17 protein-coding genes are annotated in these 15,759 nt (G+C 65.7%); 13 read left to right on the top strand and 4 right to left on the bottom strand.

The genetic code is table 11. The features are described 5' to 3' along the window. The first annotated feature begins 54 nt into the window (after nt 1–54). The 6 genes from VCS63_RS15420 to VCS63_RS15395 all read left to right on the top strand — a co-directional run bounded on the left by VCS63_RS15420 (nt 55) and on the right by VCS63_RS15395 (nt 5,429). Nucleotides 55–1,284 (top strand): MFS transporter, encoded by a 1,230-nt coding sequence (locus tag VCS63_RS15420; protein ID WP_042793742.1) that lies wholly within the window; start codon nt 55–57, stop codon nt 1,282–1,284. A 104-nt stretch (nt 1,285–1,388) separates the two neighbouring features. Then, nucleotides 1,389–2,159, top strand: a complete 771-nt coding sequence (locus VCS63_RS15415; protein WP_042793741.1) for an ABC transporter ATP-binding protein — start codon at nt 1,389–1,391, stop codon at nt 2,157–2,159. A gap of 69 nt (nt 2,160–2,228) precedes the next feature. After that, complete coding sequence (locus VCS63_RS15410; protein WP_323880257.1) at nt 2,229–3,227, top strand: ABC transporter substrate-binding protein; 999 nt, start codon at nt 2,229–2,231, stop codon at nt 3,225–3,227. Then, nucleotides 3,224–3,997 carry an ABC transporter permease gene (locus VCS63_RS15405; RefSeq protein WP_042793739.1) on the top strand — a complete coding sequence of 258 codons (774 nt, stop codon included), beginning with the start codon at nt 3,224–3,226 and terminating at the stop codon, nt 3,995–3,997. Before VCS63_RS15410 ends, VCS63_RS15405 begins: the two co-directional genes overlap by 4 nt. Nucleotides 3,998–4,015: 18 nt before the next feature. Continuing rightward, nucleotides 4,016–4,822: a transporter substrate-binding domain-containing protein gene (locus tag VCS63_RS15400; protein ID WP_323880255.1), complete on the top strand. Its 807-nt coding sequence runs from the start codon at nt 4,016–4,018 to the stop codon at nt 4,820–4,822. A gap of 19 nt (nt 4,823–4,841) precedes the next feature. Continuing rightward, a complete protein-coding gene (locus VCS63_RS15395) occupies nt 4,842–5,429 on the top strand; it encodes an IMPACT family protein (RefSeq protein WP_042797085.1) in 588 nt (195 codons plus the stop codon). 112 nt (nt 5,430–5,541) lie between these two features. On the opposite strand, the gene VCS63_RS15390 is transcribed toward VCS63_RS15395, so the two are convergent. The 3 genes from VCS63_RS15390 to VCS63_RS15380 all read right to left on the bottom strand — a co-directional run bounded on the left by VCS63_RS15390 (nt 5,542) and on the right by VCS63_RS15380 (nt 8,606). Beyond that, a complete protein-coding gene (locus VCS63_RS15390) occupies nt 5,542–5,916 on the bottom strand; it encodes a thioredoxin family protein (protein WP_042793737.1) in 375 nt (124 codons plus the stop codon). Between the two features lie 170 nt (nt 5,917–6,086). Then, nucleotides 6,087–7,103, bottom strand: coding sequence for an LLM class flavin-dependent oxidoreductase (locus VCS63_RS15385; RefSeq protein WP_149064483.1), 1,017 nt, complete (start codon nt 7,101–7,103; stop codon nt 6,087–6,089). Nucleotides 7,104–7,313: 210 nt separating this feature from the next. After that, nucleotides 7,314–8,606, bottom strand: coding sequence for an NCS2 family permease (locus VCS63_RS15380; RefSeq protein ID WP_042793735.1), 1,293 nt, complete (start codon nt 8,604–8,606; stop codon nt 7,314–7,316). Between the two features lie 108 nt (nt 8,607–8,714). On the opposite strand from VCS63_RS15380, the gene tsaD reads away from it, so the two are divergent. Next, complete coding sequence (gene tsaD, locus VCS63_RS15375) at nt 8,715–9,746, top strand: tRNA (adenosine(37)-N6)-threonylcarbamoyltransferase complex transferase subunit TsaD (RefSeq protein ID WP_323880253.1); 1,032 nt, start codon at nt 8,715–8,717, stop codon at nt 9,744–9,746. A 50-nt stretch (nt 9,747–9,796) separates the two neighbouring features. Here tsaD and plsY read toward each other — a convergent pair whose 3' ends face one another. Beyond that, on the bottom strand, nt 9,797–10,438 hold the full coding sequence (plsY, locus tag VCS63_RS15370) for a glycerol-3-phosphate 1-O-acyltransferase PlsY (protein ID WP_042793733.1): 642 nt from the start codon (nt 10,436–10,438) through the stop codon (nt 9,797–9,799). A gap of 188 nt (nt 10,439–10,626) precedes the next feature. On the opposite strand from plsY, the gene surE reads away from it, so the two are divergent. The 6 genes from surE to VCS63_RS15340 all read left to right on the top strand — a co-directional run bounded on the left by surE (nt 10,627) and on the right by VCS63_RS15340 (nt 15,736). Further along, nucleotides 10,627–11,385, top strand: a complete 759-nt coding sequence (gene surE / locus VCS63_RS15365; protein ID WP_042793732.1) for a 5'/3'-nucleotidase SurE — start codon at nt 10,627–10,629, stop codon at nt 11,383–11,385. Then, nucleotides 11,370–12,194, top strand: a complete 825-nt coding sequence (locus tag VCS63_RS15360; RefSeq protein WP_063960907.1) for a protein-L-isoaspartate(D-aspartate) O-methyltransferase — start codon at nt 11,370–11,372, stop codon at nt 12,192–12,194. Before surE ends, VCS63_RS15360 begins: the two co-directional genes overlap by 16 nt. A gap of 17 nt (nt 12,195–12,211) precedes the next feature. Then, the gene (locus tag VCS63_RS15355; RefSeq protein WP_042793730.1) at nt 12,212–13,066 is read left to right on the top strand and encodes a peptidoglycan DD-metalloendopeptidase family protein; all 855 of its coding nucleotides are present in this window, start codon (nt 12,212–12,214) and stop codon (nt 13,064–13,066) included. Next, nucleotides 13,063–13,842 carry a 3'-5' exonuclease gene (locus tag VCS63_RS15350; RefSeq protein WP_063640127.1) on the top strand — a complete coding sequence of 260 codons (780 nt, stop codon included), beginning with the start codon at nt 13,063–13,065 and terminating at the stop codon, nt 13,840–13,842. The genes VCS63_RS15355 and VCS63_RS15350 overlap by 4 nt, the downstream gene beginning before the upstream one ends. A gap of 179 nt (nt 13,843–14,021) precedes the next feature. Next, nucleotides 14,022–14,627, top strand: a complete 606-nt coding sequence (locus tag VCS63_RS15345; protein ID WP_042793729.1) for a hypothetical protein — start codon at nt 14,022–14,024, stop codon at nt 14,625–14,627. 356 nt (nt 14,628–14,983) lie between these two features. Next, complete coding sequence (locus VCS63_RS15340) at nt 14,984–15,736, top strand: TorF family putative porin (protein WP_042793728.1); 753 nt, start codon at nt 14,984–14,986, stop codon at nt 15,734–15,736. The last annotated feature ends 23 nt before the right edge of the window (nt 15,737–15,759 follow it).

Genomic DNA, 15,759 nt, shown 5'->3' with positions numbered 1-15,759 from the left:
TATCATCCGGGTAAACCCTGGTTTCAGTCCGGCCGGGCATCTATTCCGCTTCCCATGTCCCCCACATCGCATACCGCGCCCGATGGCGCGCGCATCGGCACGTTCACGCTGACGTTCCGGATCGTATCCATCGCCTTCTTCACCTTCATCTGCTATCTGGCCATAGGGCTGCCTCTGGCCGTGCTACCCGGCTATGTACACGACAAACTGGGCTATGGCTCCGTGCTGGCGGGCCTGGCGATCAGCGTGCAGTACGCCGCCACGCTGCTCAGCCGCTCGCATGCGGGACGCATGGCCGATACCGTGGGGCCGAAGCAGACGGTCGTGATCGGCATGGCGGCCTGCGCGGCAAGCGGGGTGTTCCTGCTGCTGGCCTATGCGTTCGAGCGCAGCGCCTGGTTGAGTCTGGGCGCCATCATCGTCAGCCGACTTGCCTTGGGATTTGGCGAAAGCTGGGTGGGCACGGGGTCGGCGACGTGGGCCATTGCAAGGGTGGGGCCGCTGCACACGGCGCGGGTGATTTCCTGGAACGGCATCTGCACCTACGGCGGGCTGGCATTGGGCGCTCCGCTCGGGGTGTACCTGGAGACCGAATGGAGCATGGGCGCACTGGGCGGGGCAGTCCTGTTGCTGGGGCTGGCTGGCCTGGGGTTGGCGGCGTGGCGTGCGGCGGTAGCCATTGTTGGCGGTCACCGGATGGCGTTCAAGAGCGTGGTGCTGCGAGTGTTTCCCCATGGCATGGCCTTGGGCCTGGGATCGGTGGGGTTCGGCACGCTGGCGGCGTTCGTGGCGCTTTATTACGCCAGTTCCTCCTGGGAGGGGGCGGCGCATGCGCTCAGCGCATTCGGCTGCGCCTTCATCGGCGTGCGCCTGCTGTTCGCGGGTACGATCACCCGCTACGGCGGGTTCCGGGTGGCGCAGGTTTCTTTCCTCGTCGAAGCCGCCGGATTGCTGTTGCTGTGGCTGGCGCCAAACCCCGGCGCCGCCTTGCTGGGCGCCGCGCTCACCGGCTGCGGTTTCGCGCTGGTATTTCCGGCTATCGGGGTCGAGGCCGTGGCCCGTGTGCCGGCGGGCAGCCGTGGGGCCGCGCTCGGGGCATATTCCGCCTTCCTGGACCTGGCGCTGGGCATTACCGGCCCCATCGCCGGATATATCTCAGGGGGGTTCGGCTACCCTGCAATCTTCCTGGCCGCGGCCATGTCGGTACTGGTCGGGGGCGCGATCGCTTTCGGGCTGCAGCGCCACGCTGTGCGCCAAGCCGCGGCAAGCGCGCCGCAGGATTGAGCTTTATTACGAAAAGAAGTTAAGACATTCAATATTGATAGTTTGGATTCATATAACGAATTGTTAGATTTGAGGCTCACTTTCGGCCCGCCACGATTCGTCCCATGAACCTTACCTTCGACCATGTCCACAAGCACTTCGGCGAACTGCCCGTGGTGGACGGCTTTACCAGCGAAATCAAGACCGGCGAACTGGTCGCCCTGGTCGGGCCGTCGGGTTGCGGCAAGTCCACGTTGCTGCATCTGGCCGCCGGCCTGGAAAAGCCCACGCAGGGTAGCGTGCTGGCGGATGGCAAGGCGGTCGCAGGCCCCCATCCCAGCCGCACGCTGGTATTCCAGGAACATGCGCTGTATCCCTGGCTGACGTTGGAGGACAACGTGGCGCTGGCGCTGGAGTTCCAGAACACGCCCAAGCCTCGTGCGCGCGAAGCTGCTCGCCAGTGGCTGGCGCGCGTCAGCCTGGCCGGCTTCGAGCACTATTACCCCCATCAGGTCTCGGGCGGCATGCGGCAGCGCGCCGCGCTGGCGCGTGCCTTCATCGCGCAACCCCAGACCATGCTGATGGACGAGCCGTTCGGCGCGCTGGACGCCCTGACTCGCCTGAGCCTGCAGGATGTGCTGCGCCAACTGATCGCCCAGGAAAAACCCACTGTCCTGCTCGTGACCCACGACGTGGACGAAGCCCTGTTCCTGGCCGACCGCATCATCGTCTTCAGCCCGCGCCCGGCTCGCGTGCTGCGCGAGTTCAACCTGGCGCACCGCGAGAAGACCCACGACCTCTCCAGCCTGGCCGACGAAAAGCGCGAGATCCTGCGCCTGTTGGGCATCGCGGTGGATGGTTCGGGCGAACACGCCGACCTGGCCCTGGCGGCCTGAAACCGATCTGGATTCTTGCTGGCGGCGCATGCGCGCCGGCCAGTCCTGCATACCCCTGGAGCACTTCCCATGAAATTGAAGCAATGGCTGTCCCTGCCGCTGGCCGCGGCGCTGCTGGCGGCGGCCCCCGCCATGGCCGCCGAGAAATTCCGCGTGGGCTATCTGCGCGTGATGGATGACGCGCAAGCCATCGTGGCGCAAGAGGGCGGTTACTACAAAAAGGCGGGCCTGGATTCCGAGCTGATCGAGTTCAAATCCGGCACCGACCTGATCAAGGCCATCGTCGGCGGCCAACTGGATATCGGAGTGCTGGGCTTCACCAACGCCGTGGCCTGGGCCTCCAAGGGCGCGGACCTGAAAGTGGTGGGCGGCGCGCAGCAGGGCTACCACTCACTGATCGTGCGCGACGATTCCGGCATCAAGGACATCGCTGGCCTGAAGGGCAAGACCTTGGCTTCGCAAGCCGAAGGCAGCACTGCCGACGTGGTGCTCAAGGGCGTCGTGCTCAAGCAGGGCAATCTGGGCGCCGACGATGTCAACGTCATGGGCGTGAGCCCGGCCGTGGCCGTGCAGTCGCTGGTGGGCAAGCGCGTGGACGCGGCGTTCCTGTTCGAACCCTACGACCGCATTGCGCAACTGGTGGCGCCGGTCAAGCAGATCTATGAAGTGGGCCAGGCCTGGCCGTTCCCGTGCATGGTGGTGATTACCTCCGGTGAAACGCTGGCCAAGCGCAAGGACGACGTCTGGAAGGCGCTGGATGCGCAGAACCAGGCCATCTCGCTGCTGCAGAAGGAACCCGCGCAGGCCTCCAAACTGATCGCGTCCTACTTCATCGCCGAGCCCACGCTGAAGACGCTGACGCGTGGCGAGTTGCCGCGCGAGACCGTCATTGCCGAAGCCATCGGCACGCAGGTCTTCACTCCCAAGCTGACCGACAAAGACACCCGCCGCATGCAGGAAATCGCCGACATCCTGCAGGCCCAGGGTTCGCTGAAGACGCGCGACGGCAAGCCGTATGACGTCTCCAGCATCGTCGACCTGTCCTGGCAAGAGGCTCGCAAACTTTGAGCGCATCTACCCGAGTCACCGGCGCCCGCAAGCATTTCGCGGGCGTTCTGGGCGTGTTGTTCATCCTGGCGCTATGGCAACTGGCGGCGCTGGCCTTGCCGGACTTCCTGATGCCGGGCGTGCCCGCCGTGGTCGAGCGGCTGCTCGAAGACCTGGGCAAGCAGTCCTTTCATCAAAGCCTGCTGGGTACCTTGGGGCGGCTGGGCGCGGGCTACGGACTGGCGCTGGCAGCCGGCATCGGCTTCGGGCTGGTGGCGGCGGTGCTGTTCTTCTTCCGCGAAGTCCTGCGCAGCGCCATTGTCATCCTGCAATCGATCCCATCGATAGCCTGGGTGCCGCTGTTCTTGATCGTGATGGGCTTTGGCAATACGCCCATCATCGTGGTGGTCGCCCTGTCGGCGTTCTTCCCGGCCGCGCTCAGCGTGATGAACGCTACGGAATCCGTGCAGCGCGTGCACGTGTCGGCGGCGCGCGTCATGGGCGCCACGCGTTGGGGCCTGGTCAAGCGGGTCTATCTGCCGGCGGTCATGCCCGAACTCATCACCGGTGCGCAGCTGGCGTTCGGCAATGCCTGGCGCGCGCTGATCTCGGCGGAAATGCTGATCGGCTTTGGCAAGGGCCTGGGCCGCTCGCTGGCCTATTCGGGCGAGATTGCCGACATGACCGGCGTTATGACCAACATCCTGGTCATCGCCGTATTGGCTGCGCTGATCGACCAGTTCGTGCTCGAAAACCTCAAGCACCGCCTGCTGCGCTATCAGTACGTCTGAGCAATTCCGGAGTCCAGCATGAACGGCCGCATTCGTCTTTTCGTCCTCGGCGCCTGCCTGGCGGCCGCGGGCTTGGCGCAGGCGCAGCCCGACGCCTTTGCGGCGGCGCGCGAGCGCGGGGAGCTGCTGGTGGGCGTGCCTTACCTGGCGCCACCGCCCGCGGCCGGCGCCAAGATCCGCACGCCGGACGGCCTGGATGCCGCCATGAGCGATAGGCTGGGACAAAGCCTGGGCTTGCCGGTGCGCTTGCGGCAGGTGTCCCCCGGAGAGGCCGCCAGCGCATTGGCGGCGGGTCAGGTGGACGTGGTGCTGGCAGACGGGGTTGGCCCGCAGCCGGAATCGGTCGCGGCGCAGCCTACTGGCTACGGCGCGCGGCCCAAGGCCGTGATTCGCAGCGACACCAAACTGCGCCGTCCCGCCGACGTGCGGGGGCGCAGCGTCTGCATGGCCGAGGCCGCAACGGCTTCCAAGGCCCTGGCCGAGAGCTGGGGCGCGGTGGTGCGTACCTACCGCGTGCCGTCCGACGCGTTGGTCGCCGTGCGCGAAGGCAGCTGCGACGTCGGGTTGGTGGACGACGCGGTATGGGAGCCGCTGGTGCGTTTTCCGGAATGGAAGAAATTCTCTTCAACGCTGACCGCCGACGGCGCCCGGCGTGAACGTGTGTGGCTGCTCCCCGCGGCCGACTCTGCCAGCCGCAGCTGGCTGGGCCAGGAGATGCGCGCCTGGGATCGTGCCGGCGCCTGGAAGGCGATGACAGCGAAGTGGGCACGCGACGTGGCTTTCGACGTCTATCTGGATCAGGAAGTGCCCGATTGCCACGGCTAGGGCACATACAATGCCGGTCATGACTCACACCTTGACCGCCCCTTGCACATACCAGGAAGACATCAAGAAAAGCCGCTTCGTCGCGCATGCGGCGCCGGTCTCCAGCGTGGATGAAGCCATGCGCTTCTTTGCCCAGCATAGTGATCCGGAAGCGACCCACAACTGCTGGGCCTATCGCATCGGCCAGGAATACAGGTTCAATGACGACGGCGAACCCGGCGGCACGGCGGGCCGTCCCATCCTGCAAGCCATCGAAGGCCAGGACATGGATCGGGTGGCGGTGCTGGTGGTGCGCTGGTACGGGGGTATCAAGCTCGGCGCAGGCGGACTAGTGCGCGCCTACGGCGGCTGCGCCGCGAATTGTCTGCGGCTGGCAGAGCGGACCGAAATCGTGGATCTCGCGACCGTGGCGTGTGCTTGCGGTTTTGGCGAGCTGGCGCTCTTGAAATCGCGCCTGGCTCAGGCGGGCGCGGCAATCCTGCAGGAAGATTTCAACGAAGAGGGCGTCGCGCTGCGCTTCACGGTGCCGCGCGCGGCGGTGGCGGACCTGGAAGTGACGGCGGCCAACATTACCCGCGGCCGCGCCGCCTGGGAAGTGGAGTCCTGATCCGCGCTGCCGCGCGGCTCGGATATGCGGCGCAGGCGGGCTGAGGCGGCGCGAGAGTCGCCGGGCAAGGCCCGGTCTTCAGCGCGCGCCGCCCGTCATCGGGCATTCGCGCTCAGGCGTCCTGCCCATTCTGGGCAGCGGCGATTTCCTGGTGGACCTTTTCCATATCCACTTCCTTGATCTTGGTCAGCAGCTCGTTGAGCTGGCCGCCGGACAAGGCGCCCGGTTGCGAGAACAGCAGGACCTTCTCGCGGAAGACCATCAGGGTCGGGATAGAGCGGATGCCCAACGCGCCGGCCAGTTCCTGTTCCACATCGGTGTTGACCTTGGCGAAAGTGACATCGGGATGCTCGGTCGCAGCCTGCTCGAAAACCGGCGCAAACCCGCGGCACGGGCCGCACCAGGGCGCCCAGAAATCGACGATCAGGGTGCCGTCGGGAGTAATCGCTTCCTGGAAGCTGTCTTTGGTGAGTTCAACAATACTCATTTTGAATCCTTGCCGCGTGGGCGGCGTAATCAGCGGTGTCAGAGGCCCGGGCTTTCCCGTCCCGGACCAAATGGGGCGAAGCGGCGGCGTTCAGCGCGTTATGAACGATAGTAGAGCGGGTAGCGGCCGCGTCGCAATGGTTGGCGCCCCAAGGGCGCAGTAGGCAGCGGTCAGGCTGCGGTGGTTGCCGTAGCGCCGTTCTTCAGCGACGCGACGATCTCGAAGGAGCGCAGGCGGTCCGCGATGTCGTAGAAATCCGAGACGATCATCACTTCATCGGCTTCGGTTTCGGCGATCAGTGCTTCCAGTTCGCGCCGGACGGTATCCGGGCCGCCCACGATGGCCGCGCCCAGTCTTTGATTGACCGCCTCGCGCTCCCATTCGTTCCACAGGCCGTCCATGCTGTCCACGGGCGGCTGCAGTTGCAGGCGGTTGCCGCGCACGAGCGACAGGAACTTCAACTGCTGCGTCGTGGCCTGGCGGCGGGCGGCTTCATCGGTGTCGGCGGCGACGACCGGGACGCCGATCATGGCGTAGGGCCGCGCCAGCGTTGCCGAGGGCTTGAACAGGTGGCGGTAGAGGCGCATGGCCGCCATGCCCTCGGGCGAAAAGTGGCCTGCGAAGGAGAAGGGCAGGCCCAGCTCTGCGGCGAGCCTTGCGCTGAAATCGCTCGAACCCAAGAGCCAGATCGGAATGTCCAGGCCTTCGCCGGGAATCGCGCGCACGGGTTGACCTGGGCGCGAGGGCGCCAGGAAACCGCGCAATTCTTCCACCAGCGCGGGAAATTCCAGGCCGCTGCGGGGGCCGCGGCGCAGTGCATGCTGCGTGGCGCCATCACTGCCAGGCGCGCGTCCCAGGCCCAGGTCGATACGGCCGGGGTAGAGCGTTTCCAGCGTGCCGAATTGCTCGGCAATGATCAGCGGCGCATGGTTGGGCAGCATGATGCCGCCCGAACCTACGCGCAGGGTGCTGGTTTGCGAGGCCACATGGCCGATCAGCACGGCGGTGGCGCTGCTGGCCACGCCATTGATGTTGTGGTGTTCCGCCAGCCAGAATCGCTTGTATCCCAGCCGTTCCACATGCTGGGCCACCGCAACCGTGTTGCGGAAGGCATCAGCCGCGTCGCGACCCTGAACAATCGGGGCCAGGTCCAGGACGGAAAAGGGGATGCGGGCCAGGCTGCTCATGCGGGCACCTCCGTGCGCGAGGCGGAACAGGACGACAGGGCGGGGACAAAGCGGGCAAGGCGCAAGGCGGACTCCATATACCGTTATACATGGGGAGTGTATCGGTGAAATCAAGCGGAACCGCCAGCAACCTTATGGCCTGGCGGGTTGATTGAATTCCGCTATCCCCGCGATTGGCGCGCTCTCCCGGAGCGCGCCGGCCCTCTTGTCCTAGCCGGGGAAGAAGGCGTAACGGATCACGAACAGCGCCGCGACCAGCCAGGTGGCCGGGTGCACGTCGCGGACCTTGCCGGTGGCGGTCTTCAGCACCACGTAGCTGATGAAGCCGAAGGCGATACCGTTGGCGATGGAATACGTGAAGGGCATGACCAGCGCGGTCAGCGCGGCAGGCGTCGCCTCGCAGACGTCGTTCCAGTCGATATCGATGAGTTCGCGCATCATCAGGCCGGCCACGTAGAGCAGCGCGGGCGCGGTGGCATAGGCAGGAACGGCGCCGGCCAGCGGCGAGATGAACAATGCAGCCAGGAACAGCAGCGCCACGACCAGGGCGGTCATGCCGGTGCGGCCGCCGGCCTGCACGCCCGAGGCGCTTTCCACATAGGCGGTCGTGCTGCTGGTACCCAGCATGGAGCCCGCCACGATGGCGCTGCTGTCGGCGAACAGCGCGCGGCCCAGGCGATTGGGGCGGTTTTCAGGCATCAGGCCCGCGCGCTTGGCCACGCCCACCAGGGTCCCGGTGGCGTCGAATACTTCAACCAGCACGAACACAAGGATCACGTGGACGAAGCCGCTATGCAGCGCGCCCAGGATGTCCAATTTCAACAGGGTGGGCGCCAGGCTGGGCGGGGCGGCGAAGATGCCTTTGAATTCGTTGTAGCCGAGCGCCATCGACAGCACGGTGACCACGAGGATGCCGATCAGGATCGCGCCGCGCACGCGCAAGGCGTCCAGGGCGGCAATAATGAAAAAACCCAGGATGGCGAACAACGGACCGGGCTGGGTCAGGTCGCCCAGGGTGACCTTGGTGGCGGGATGAGCGACCACGATGTTGGCGCTGGATAGCGCGATAATGGCAAGGAACAGCCCGATGCCCGCGGCGATGGCGCTGCGCAGCGAATGCGGAATGCCTTTGACCAGCCACACCCGGATACCCGAGAACGTCAGGAACAGGAAGATCACGCCCGAGATGAACACGGCGCCCAGCGCCTGCTCCCAGGTGTAGCCCATGGTCTTGACCACGGTGAATGCGAAGAATGCGTTCAGGCCCATGCCCGGCGCCATGCCGATCGGCCAATTGGCGATCAGCGCCATCACCAGCGAACCCAGCGCGGCGGCCAGGCAGGTGGCGACGAACACGGCATCGCGGTCCATGCCCGTCGATGACAGGATGTCCGGATTGACGAAGATGATGTACGACATCGTCAGGAATGTCGTCAGGCCGGCGACCAGTTCCGTGCGTGCCGTCGTGCCGTGTTCACGCAGCTTGAATAGCTTCTCGAGCATTCGAGTCCCCAATGTGTTTGCAGGATTGCGGGTTGTTGTGGGCGGGCCGGGTTGCCCGCCAGTTTTATCAAAGGGCGTATTTTCGCATCAGTTGTAAACTCTGCCGCCATGATTATTCTCGGCTTTGAAAGCTCCTGCGACGAAACCGGTGTCGCAGCCGTCTGTACCGAACGGGGCCTGCTCGCGCATGCGTTGCACTCCCAGATCGCCATGCACCAGGAATACGGGGGCGTGGTGCCGGAACTCGCCTCGCGCGACCATATTCGCCGGGTCGTGCCATTGACACGCCAGGTGCTCGACGAGGCGGGTCTGCAAATGTCCGATATCGGGGCAGTGGCCTATACGGCGGGCCCGGGTCTGGCTGGCGCCTTGCTGGTCGGCGCCAGCGTCGCGCAGTCGTTCGCCTGGTCGCGCCATCTGCCTGCCATTGGCATCCATCACCTGGAAGGCCACTTGCTGTCACCGATGCTGGCGGACCCGCGGCCGGACTTCCCATTTGTGGCGCTGCTGGTGTCCGGCGGGCACACGCAGCTGATGCGTGTGGACGGGGTCGGTCGCTACGAGCTGCTCGGCGAAACGCTGGACGACGCAGCCGGCGAGGCATTCGACAAGTCCGCCAAGCTGATGGGCCTGGGCTACCCGGGCGGGCCGGCGTTGTCCCGGCTGGCTGCCAGCGGCGATCCTTCGCGTTTCGATCTGCCCCGGCCGATGTTGCATAGCGGGGACCTGGATTTCAGCTTCAGCGGCCTGAAAACGGCGGTGCTGACCCGGGTCAAGGCTGCCGAAGCGGCGGGCGGGCTGGACGACCAGACGCGCGCCGATCTGGCCGCCGCCACGCAGGCCGCCATCGTGGAAGTGTTGGCGGCCAAGGCCATCCGCGCCTTGAAGCAGGCGGGGCTGAAGCGCCTGGTGGTCGCTGGCGGAGTGGGCGCGAACCTGTTGCTGCGCGCCAAGCTGGACGCCGCCCTTAAGCCGCTCAAGGCGCGTGCCTACTTCCCGCCGCTGGCGCTGTGCACCGACAACGGCGCCATGATCGCCTTTGCAGCCGCGGAGCGCGTCAAGGCGGGCCTGGCGACGCTGGATCCCGACGCACACAGCTTTACCGTGAAGCCGCGCTGGGACCTGGCGGACATCGCCTGAAATGAAAAGGGCGGCCCCCAAGGCCGCCCCATCTTGCGCGCGCGTGGCGCTTATTTCTTCTTGCCGCTGCCGATGCGGCTCTCGGTGCCCTGCACAAGGCGGGTGATATTGGCGCGGTGGCGATAGAACAGCAGGGCGCTGATGACCGCCAGGGCAATGCCCAAGGGAGCCTGAGCGTACCAGGCCAGGCCGGAGCCAAAGACGTAGTACACGGGGGCGAAAAAAGCCGCGACGAGCGAAGCCAGGGACGAATAGCGGAAAAACACCGCCACGATGAGCCAGGTCGCCGCCGTGGCGACCGCCAGCCAGGGCTGGATTGCTACCAGCACGCCCAAGGCGGTGGCCACGCCCTTGCCGCCCTTGAAACCCAGGAATATCGGGTACAGATGGCCCAGGAAGGCAGCCAGGGCCACCAATGCGAGCGCCACTGGAGAAATTCCGGGAGCTAGCTGCTCTGCCAGCCAGACCGCGAACCAGCCCTTGGCAGCGTCGCCCAGCAGCGTCAGCGCGGCGGCGGTTTTGTTGCCGGTCCGCAGTACGTTCGTGGCGCCCGGGTTCTTGGAACCGTAGCTGCGGGGGTCCTGCAGGCCCATGAGCTTGCTGACCACCACCGCGAACGGCACGGAGCCGATCAGGTAGGCCAGCAGGACCAGGGCAGCGCTGAACGCCAGGGAGGGGTCGTTTATCGCCATGGAGTGGGTCCGTTGTTGTTGTGTTGTTGCCGTAATGGGTGCGGATTCTACCGCGCCCGGGGTCGGGTCCGGCTACGGGTTATCGAGCGGGGCGCCGGCTCCCGGTTGCCAGCCGATCGTACGGAAGGAGGCGGCGGACGGTACAATCCGACGCGTTCACCCGCGTTTTATTTTCTTTCGGATGCACAATGCGAATTCTGGTTTCGAACGATGATGGTTATTCGGCCCCTGGCCTCGAGGCGCTGGTCGAGGCGCTGCAAGGCCTGGGCGATCTCACCGTCGTCGCGCCGGAGACCAACCATAGCGGCGCCTCCAATTCGCTGACGCTGAACCGGCCACTGTCGGTGCGCACCGCCTCCAACGGCTTCATCGCCGTCAACGGCACGCCCTCCGATTGCGTGCACGTGGCGCTTACGGGCCTCATGGATACGCGGCCGGACCTGGTGGTGTCCGGCATCAATAACGGAGCCAACATGGGCGACGACACGCTGTATTCGGGCACCGTGGCCGCCGCCAGCGAAGGATATCTGTTCGGCATCCCCGCCATTGCTTTTTCGCTGGCTGAAAAGGGTTGGGCGCATATCGATTCCGCTGCGCGCGCCGCGCGCCTCGTGGTCGAGCGTCACCTTGCCCAGCCGCTGGCTGCGCCGGTGCTGCTGAACGTCAATATTCCCAGCCGCCGCTTCGAAGACATGCACGGCTTTGCGGTGACGCGCCTGGGCAAGCGCCATCCGTCGCAGCCCGTTGTGCGCACGACCACGCCCTATGGCGATACCGTCTATTGGATCGGACCCGTGGGCATGGCTGCCGATGCGGCGCCAGGCACGGACTTTCACGCTGTCGAGCAAGGCACGGTGTCGGTCACGCCGCTGCGCCTGGACCTGACCCAGCACAGCCAGCTCGACGAGATCCGTGCCTGGGCGGAGCCGCTATGCGCAAACGCGTAAGCCAACCAGATGTGAGCCAACCCGTGCCCGGGCGCACCGGACCGGTGCGCTACGACTCGGGCAGGCTCAGCCCTGGCGTCACGCCGGCCAACAGCAACACCCGCATTTCCGCGGCCACGCTGCAACGCCAGACACAGGCCCCCGCGCCCGCGTCCGGCAGCAATCTGGGTTTGAACTCCGACCGTCTGCGCCAGGCCATGGTGGAACGCCTGCGGGCGCAGGGCATTACCGATGAACGCGTGCTCAACGCCATGGGCGCCGTGCCGCGTCACCTGTTCGTCGACGAGGCGCTCGCCAGTCGTGCCTACGAAGACGCGGCGCTGCCCATCGGCCATTCGCAGACCATCTCGCAGCCCTGGGTTGTGGCGCGCATGATCGCCGCAGCCTGCGACGACCGCACGCCCACCCGCGTGCTGGAAGTCGGCGCGGGTTGCGGATACCAGGCCGCGGTGCTTGCGCAGTTCGTGCGCGAGGTCCATACGATCGAACGCATCCGCGGCCTGTACGAGCTCGCGCGCGAGCATCTGCGCGCCTTGCGGCTGACTACGAGGATTCGTTTGATCTACGGCGACGGCATGCTGGGCCTGCCCGGCGTGGCGCCGTTCGATGCTATCGTTGTGGCTGCCGCTGGCCTTGCCATCCCGCAGGCGCTGCTGTCGCAGCTCGCACCGGGTGGCCGCCTGATCGCTCCAGAAGGGGGCGCCAACCAGCGCCTGGTTCTGATCGAACGCACAGGCGCGGCCAGCTGGAAACGCACTGAATTAGAGGCCGTGCGCTTTGTGCCGCTACGGGCCGGAATACAATCTTGAGCAAACAGGAGAAACGTATGCTCAACGGGCAGTTGCAACTGACCGATATCACCCTGGGCGCGTCCATGACGCGCCTGCGCCGCCCGCTTTTCATCGCGGGGGCCCTCAGCCTGTCCATCCTGGCCGGCTGCGCTTCCAAAGGTACTCGCGCCCCGGTGGTCGACATGACCGGCGGGCAACCCGCGCCGGCTGCTCAGCCCGGCGGTTCCTATGTCGTGAAGCCGGGCGACACGCTCTACAAGATCGCTCGCGCCAACAACGTGGACATCGAGAACGTCAAGCGCTGGAACAACCTCAGCGACCCGAACCAGATCTCTGTCGGCCAGGTCTTGAAGATGTCCGGCAGCGCCAGCGGCTCAGCACAGACCGCGCCTGTCACGGGCACCAAAACGCAGCCGCGTCCGTTGGACCAACCGGAAACGCTGCCGCCACCGACCACCGAAACCACCACGCCGCCGCCGGCGCCGCCTGTTGAAACCAAGCCCGCCACGCGCGCGGCCGACGCGGCCGTCATCAACTGGGCGTGGCCGGCAAGCGGGCAGATCGTGCAGGGCTTCAATTCCAGCACCAAGGGCATCGATATCGCCGGCGCGCTGGGTGACCCGGTCACCGCGGCGGCCGATGGCCTGGTCAAGTACAGCGGCAACGGCGTGCGCGGCCTGGGCAACCTCATCATTGTCGAACACCAGAACGGCTTCATCACGGCCTACGCGCACAACCGCGCCGTGCTGGTGAAGACCGGCCAGACGGTCAAGCGTGGCGCCAAAATCGCCGAACTCGGCCAAAGCGACACGACCTCGCCGCGCCTGCACTTTGAGATCCGCCGCCAAGGCCAGCCGGTGGATCCCATGCAGTACCTGCCCGCCAAATGACGCCCACCCTGGTATTCGACCTGGAAACCATCCCCGACGCCGACGGGCTGCGCAAGCTCAACGGCTGGGGGGCAGAGGTCTCCGACCAGGAAGTCGTCGAACGGGCATTGACCGCGCGCCGCGAGGCCGTCGGCCACGATTTCCTGCCGCTGCATCTGCACAAGGTCGCAGTGGTGGGTTGCGTGTTCCGCGATGACCAGGGCTTTCGCGTCAAGACCCTGGGCCAGCCGGACGATCCCGAAGCGGCCTTGCTGGCCGGCTTTTTCAAGACGATCGAACGCTATACGCCCAAGCTCGTGAGCTGGAACGGTTCGGGTTTCGACCTGCCGGTGCTGCACTACCGCAGCCTGATCCAGGGCGTGCCGGCGCCGCGCTACTGGGACATGGGCGAGGAAGATCGCGACTTCAAGTTCAACAACTACATCTCGCGCTACCATTCCCGCCACCTGGACCTGATGGACCTCCTGGCCAAGTACAACGGCCGCGCCAATGCGCCGCTGGATGAACTGGCCAAGCTTTGTGGTTTCCCCGGCAAGCTCGGCATGGACGGCAGCAAAGTGTGGGAGGCCTGGAGCCAGGGCCGCGCCGACGAGGTGCGCGCTTATTGTGAGACGGACGTGGTCAACACCTGGCTGGTGTATTGCCGTTTCCGTTTCCTGCGTGGCGAACTCGACCGCACCGCCTACGAGGCCGAAATCGCGTTGGTGCGAGACACCCTCAGCGCCAGCGATGCGCCGCACTGGAAGGAATACATGGCGGCCTGGGACGCCAACTGATCGCGCTGGCCGCGGAAGATTCGTCTTTCGTCATACAGCATGGAACGGGGCCCGCGCGGCCCCGTTTGCGCGTCTGGAACATGCGCAATCGACTGAAACATTGCTTGCGCCAGCGAAACCTGGATGAAACCGGGGCGATCGCACAATGGCCTCGCTTTCTTCACTTTCAGGAGACCTACATGTCCCGATTCGCTATCCGCTCCAATTTGGCCGCTCTTGCACTTGTCGCCGCGACGGGCGGCCTGGTGGCCGGTTCCGTCATGGCTGCTCCTCCTCCCGCCGGTGACGGCGGTCCCGCCGCCATGCACGACGGCCAGCGCGGCGGCTTTCACAAAGGCATGCGCGACGGCCTGTTCATTCCTGGCCTGGGTCCCGTGACCAAGGCCCAAGTCGCCGAGCTCAAGCTGGACGACAAGCAGCAGGCCCTGTTCAAGACCGCTCAGGACGGACAGCGCAGCTTGCACGAAGCCATGCGCGCATCGGGCGACAAGCGCCACGACTTGCTCAAGGCGCAGCTGGACAGCGGCAAGCTGGATCCTCGCGCCTTGGTGGAGCAATCCGAAAAATCGCGTGAGGCCTTCGGTGCACAGGCCAAGCAGGTGCGCGATCAGTGGCTGGCCGTTTGGGATAGCCTGAATGAAACCCAGCGCGGCCAGGTGACCAAGTTCGTCAAGGATCGCCAAGCCAAGATGCAGGAACGCCACGCCCGCATGGAAGGCCGCCACGGCAAGGGCAGGGCCGAAGCGCCCGCGGCCGCGGCGCCGGCGGCTCCCGCAGCCAACTAAGCCCGCAGCAGGCCAAGATCCCCGGCAAGGCGCCGGGGCGGACCCCGACACGCACGCGTGCCGGGGTTTTTCATTGGCGATCCCGGATTGCGGGGCCGCCGGTTGCCGCCGGGCCCCGGTTTGGCGCGGATTCCCTGTTTTGAGGCATGAGTGCGTGCGTGCCCGCCCGCTTTCGCACTGTCCTGGTGCGGGACGGGCGTGTCTGGGGGCGCACGCGCGGCCATATCCGGGCGTGGCATACCTGGCACGGACATTGCTTCATGGAAGGAAACCGGTATCCCTATGCAGCACAGCCGGTCCCCAGGGATGCGCTTGGGCATCCTCCTTCTCGACAAATCCGATCAGGACTCCGCACCATGAAGAAGACGTTGCTAGCCGTGCCTTTTGCGTTCGCAGCTTGTTTCGCCGCGACGGCGCAGGCCGAACCCACCGACCTGGGCGGCGGATTCTCCCTCAGCGGCAACGCCGCCATCGTCAGCGACTACCGCTTCCGCGGCTATTCGCAGACCGACTTCCGGCCTGCCGTGCAACTGGGTTTCGATCTGACGCATAGTTCCGGCTTCTATCTGGGCAACTGGAACTCCAACGTGTCCGACTTTGTCTTCACGGACGGCAACCTGGAGATGGACTTCTACGGTGGCTGGAAGGGCGACGTGGGCGGCGGCTTTACGCTGGACGCGGGTGTGCTGCATTACTACTACCCGGGGTCCAGCTCGCCGAAGGGCGGCAACTACAACAATACCGACCTCTATCTGGGCGCGTCGTATGGCAACTACAGCCTGAAGTACTCCTATACGCCCAGCGATTTCTTCAGCACGCCGGATAGCAAGGGCACCTGGTACCTCGACGGTACCGCCAACTTCGATCTCGGCGATGGCTGGGGCCTGGTCGGCCACCTGGGCTATCAGAAGCTGAAGAACCAGACCAACATGGACGGCGACTCCATTGGCCATTACGTCGACTACAAGGTCGGCGTGACCAAGGACCTCAAGGGCTGGATCCTGGGCCTGGCCGCCGTGGGCGCGACCAAGGACAACTGGCTGCCGACCAAGTATGGCCATCCTTCGGGCCGCCTGGGCGCAGTCTTCTCCGTGGCGCGTTCTTTCTGACGGGTATCCGTGGCGGCGCCTGA

It is taken from the genome of Achromobacter sp. D10 (assembly GCF_035282245.1).
GTDB lineage: Bacteria > Pseudomonadota > Gammaproteobacteria > Burkholderiales > Burkholderiaceae_B > Achromobacter > Achromobacter insolitus.
The sequence above is the reverse complement of the archived record's forward strand: the minus strand, read 5'-3'. Positions and strand labels throughout refer to the sequence as shown.

Bases quoted from the DNA above. Each gene is read 5' to 3' on its own strand.
- VCS63_RS15390 (WP_042793737.1), bottom strand. From the start codon at position 5,916: ATGAGTATTGTTGAACTCACCAAAGACAGCTTCCAGGAAGCGATTACT.
- VCS63_RS15340 (WP_042793728.1), top strand. From the start codon at position 14,984: ATGAAGAAGACGTTGCTAGCCGTGCCTTTTGCGTTCGCAGCTTGTTTC.
- VCS63_RS15400 (WP_323880255.1), top strand. From the start codon at position 4,016: ATGAACGGCCGCATTCGTCTTTTCGTCCTCGGCGCCTGCCTGGCGGCC.
- VCS63_RS15395 (WP_042797085.1), top strand. From the start codon at position 4,842: ATGACTCACACCTTGACCGCCCCTTGCACATACCAGGAAGACATCAAG.
- VCS63_RS15345 (WP_042793729.1), top strand. From the start codon at position 14,022: ATGTCCCGATTCGCTATCCGCTCCAATTTGGCCGCTCTTGCACTTGTC.
- VCS63_RS15350 (WP_063640127.1), top strand. From the start codon at position 13,063: ATGACGCCCACCCTGGTATTCGACCTGGAAACCATCCCCGACGCCGAC.
- VCS63_RS15385 (WP_149064483.1), bottom strand. From the start codon at position 7,103: ATGAGCAGCCTGGCCCGCATCCCCTTTTCCGTCCTGGACCTGGCCCCG.
- VCS63_RS15420 (WP_042793742.1), top strand. From the start codon at position 55: ATGTCCCCCACATCGCATACCGCGCCCGATGGCGCGCGCATCGGCACG.
- VCS63_RS15360 (WP_063960907.1), top strand. From the start codon at position 11,370: ATGCGCAAACGCGTAAGCCAACCAGATGTGAGCCAACCCGTGCCCGGG.
- VCS63_RS15380 (WP_042793735.1), bottom strand. From the start codon at position 8,606: ATGCTCGAGAAGCTATTCAAGCTGCGTGAACACGGCACGACGGCACGC.
- VCS63_RS15355 (WP_042793730.1), top strand. From the start codon at position 12,212: ATGCTCAACGGGCAGTTGCAACTGACCGATATCACCCTGGGCGCGTCC.
- VCS63_RS15410 (WP_323880257.1), top strand. From the start codon at position 2,229: ATGAAATTGAAGCAATGGCTGTCCCTGCCGCTGGCCGCGGCGCTGCTG.
- tsaD (WP_323880253.1), top strand. From the start codon at position 8,715: ATGATTATTCTCGGCTTTGAAAGCTCCTGCGACGAAACCGGTGTCGCA.
- surE (WP_042793732.1), top strand. From the start codon at position 10,627: ATGCGAATTCTGGTTTCGAACGATGATGGTTATTCGGCCCCTGGCCTC.
- plsY (WP_042793733.1), bottom strand. From the start codon at position 10,438: ATGGCGATAAACGACCCCTCCCTGGCGTTCAGCGCTGCCCTGGTCCTG.
- VCS63_RS15415 (WP_042793741.1), top strand. From the start codon at position 1,389: ATGAACCTTACCTTCGACCATGTCCACAAGCACTTCGGCGAACTGCCC.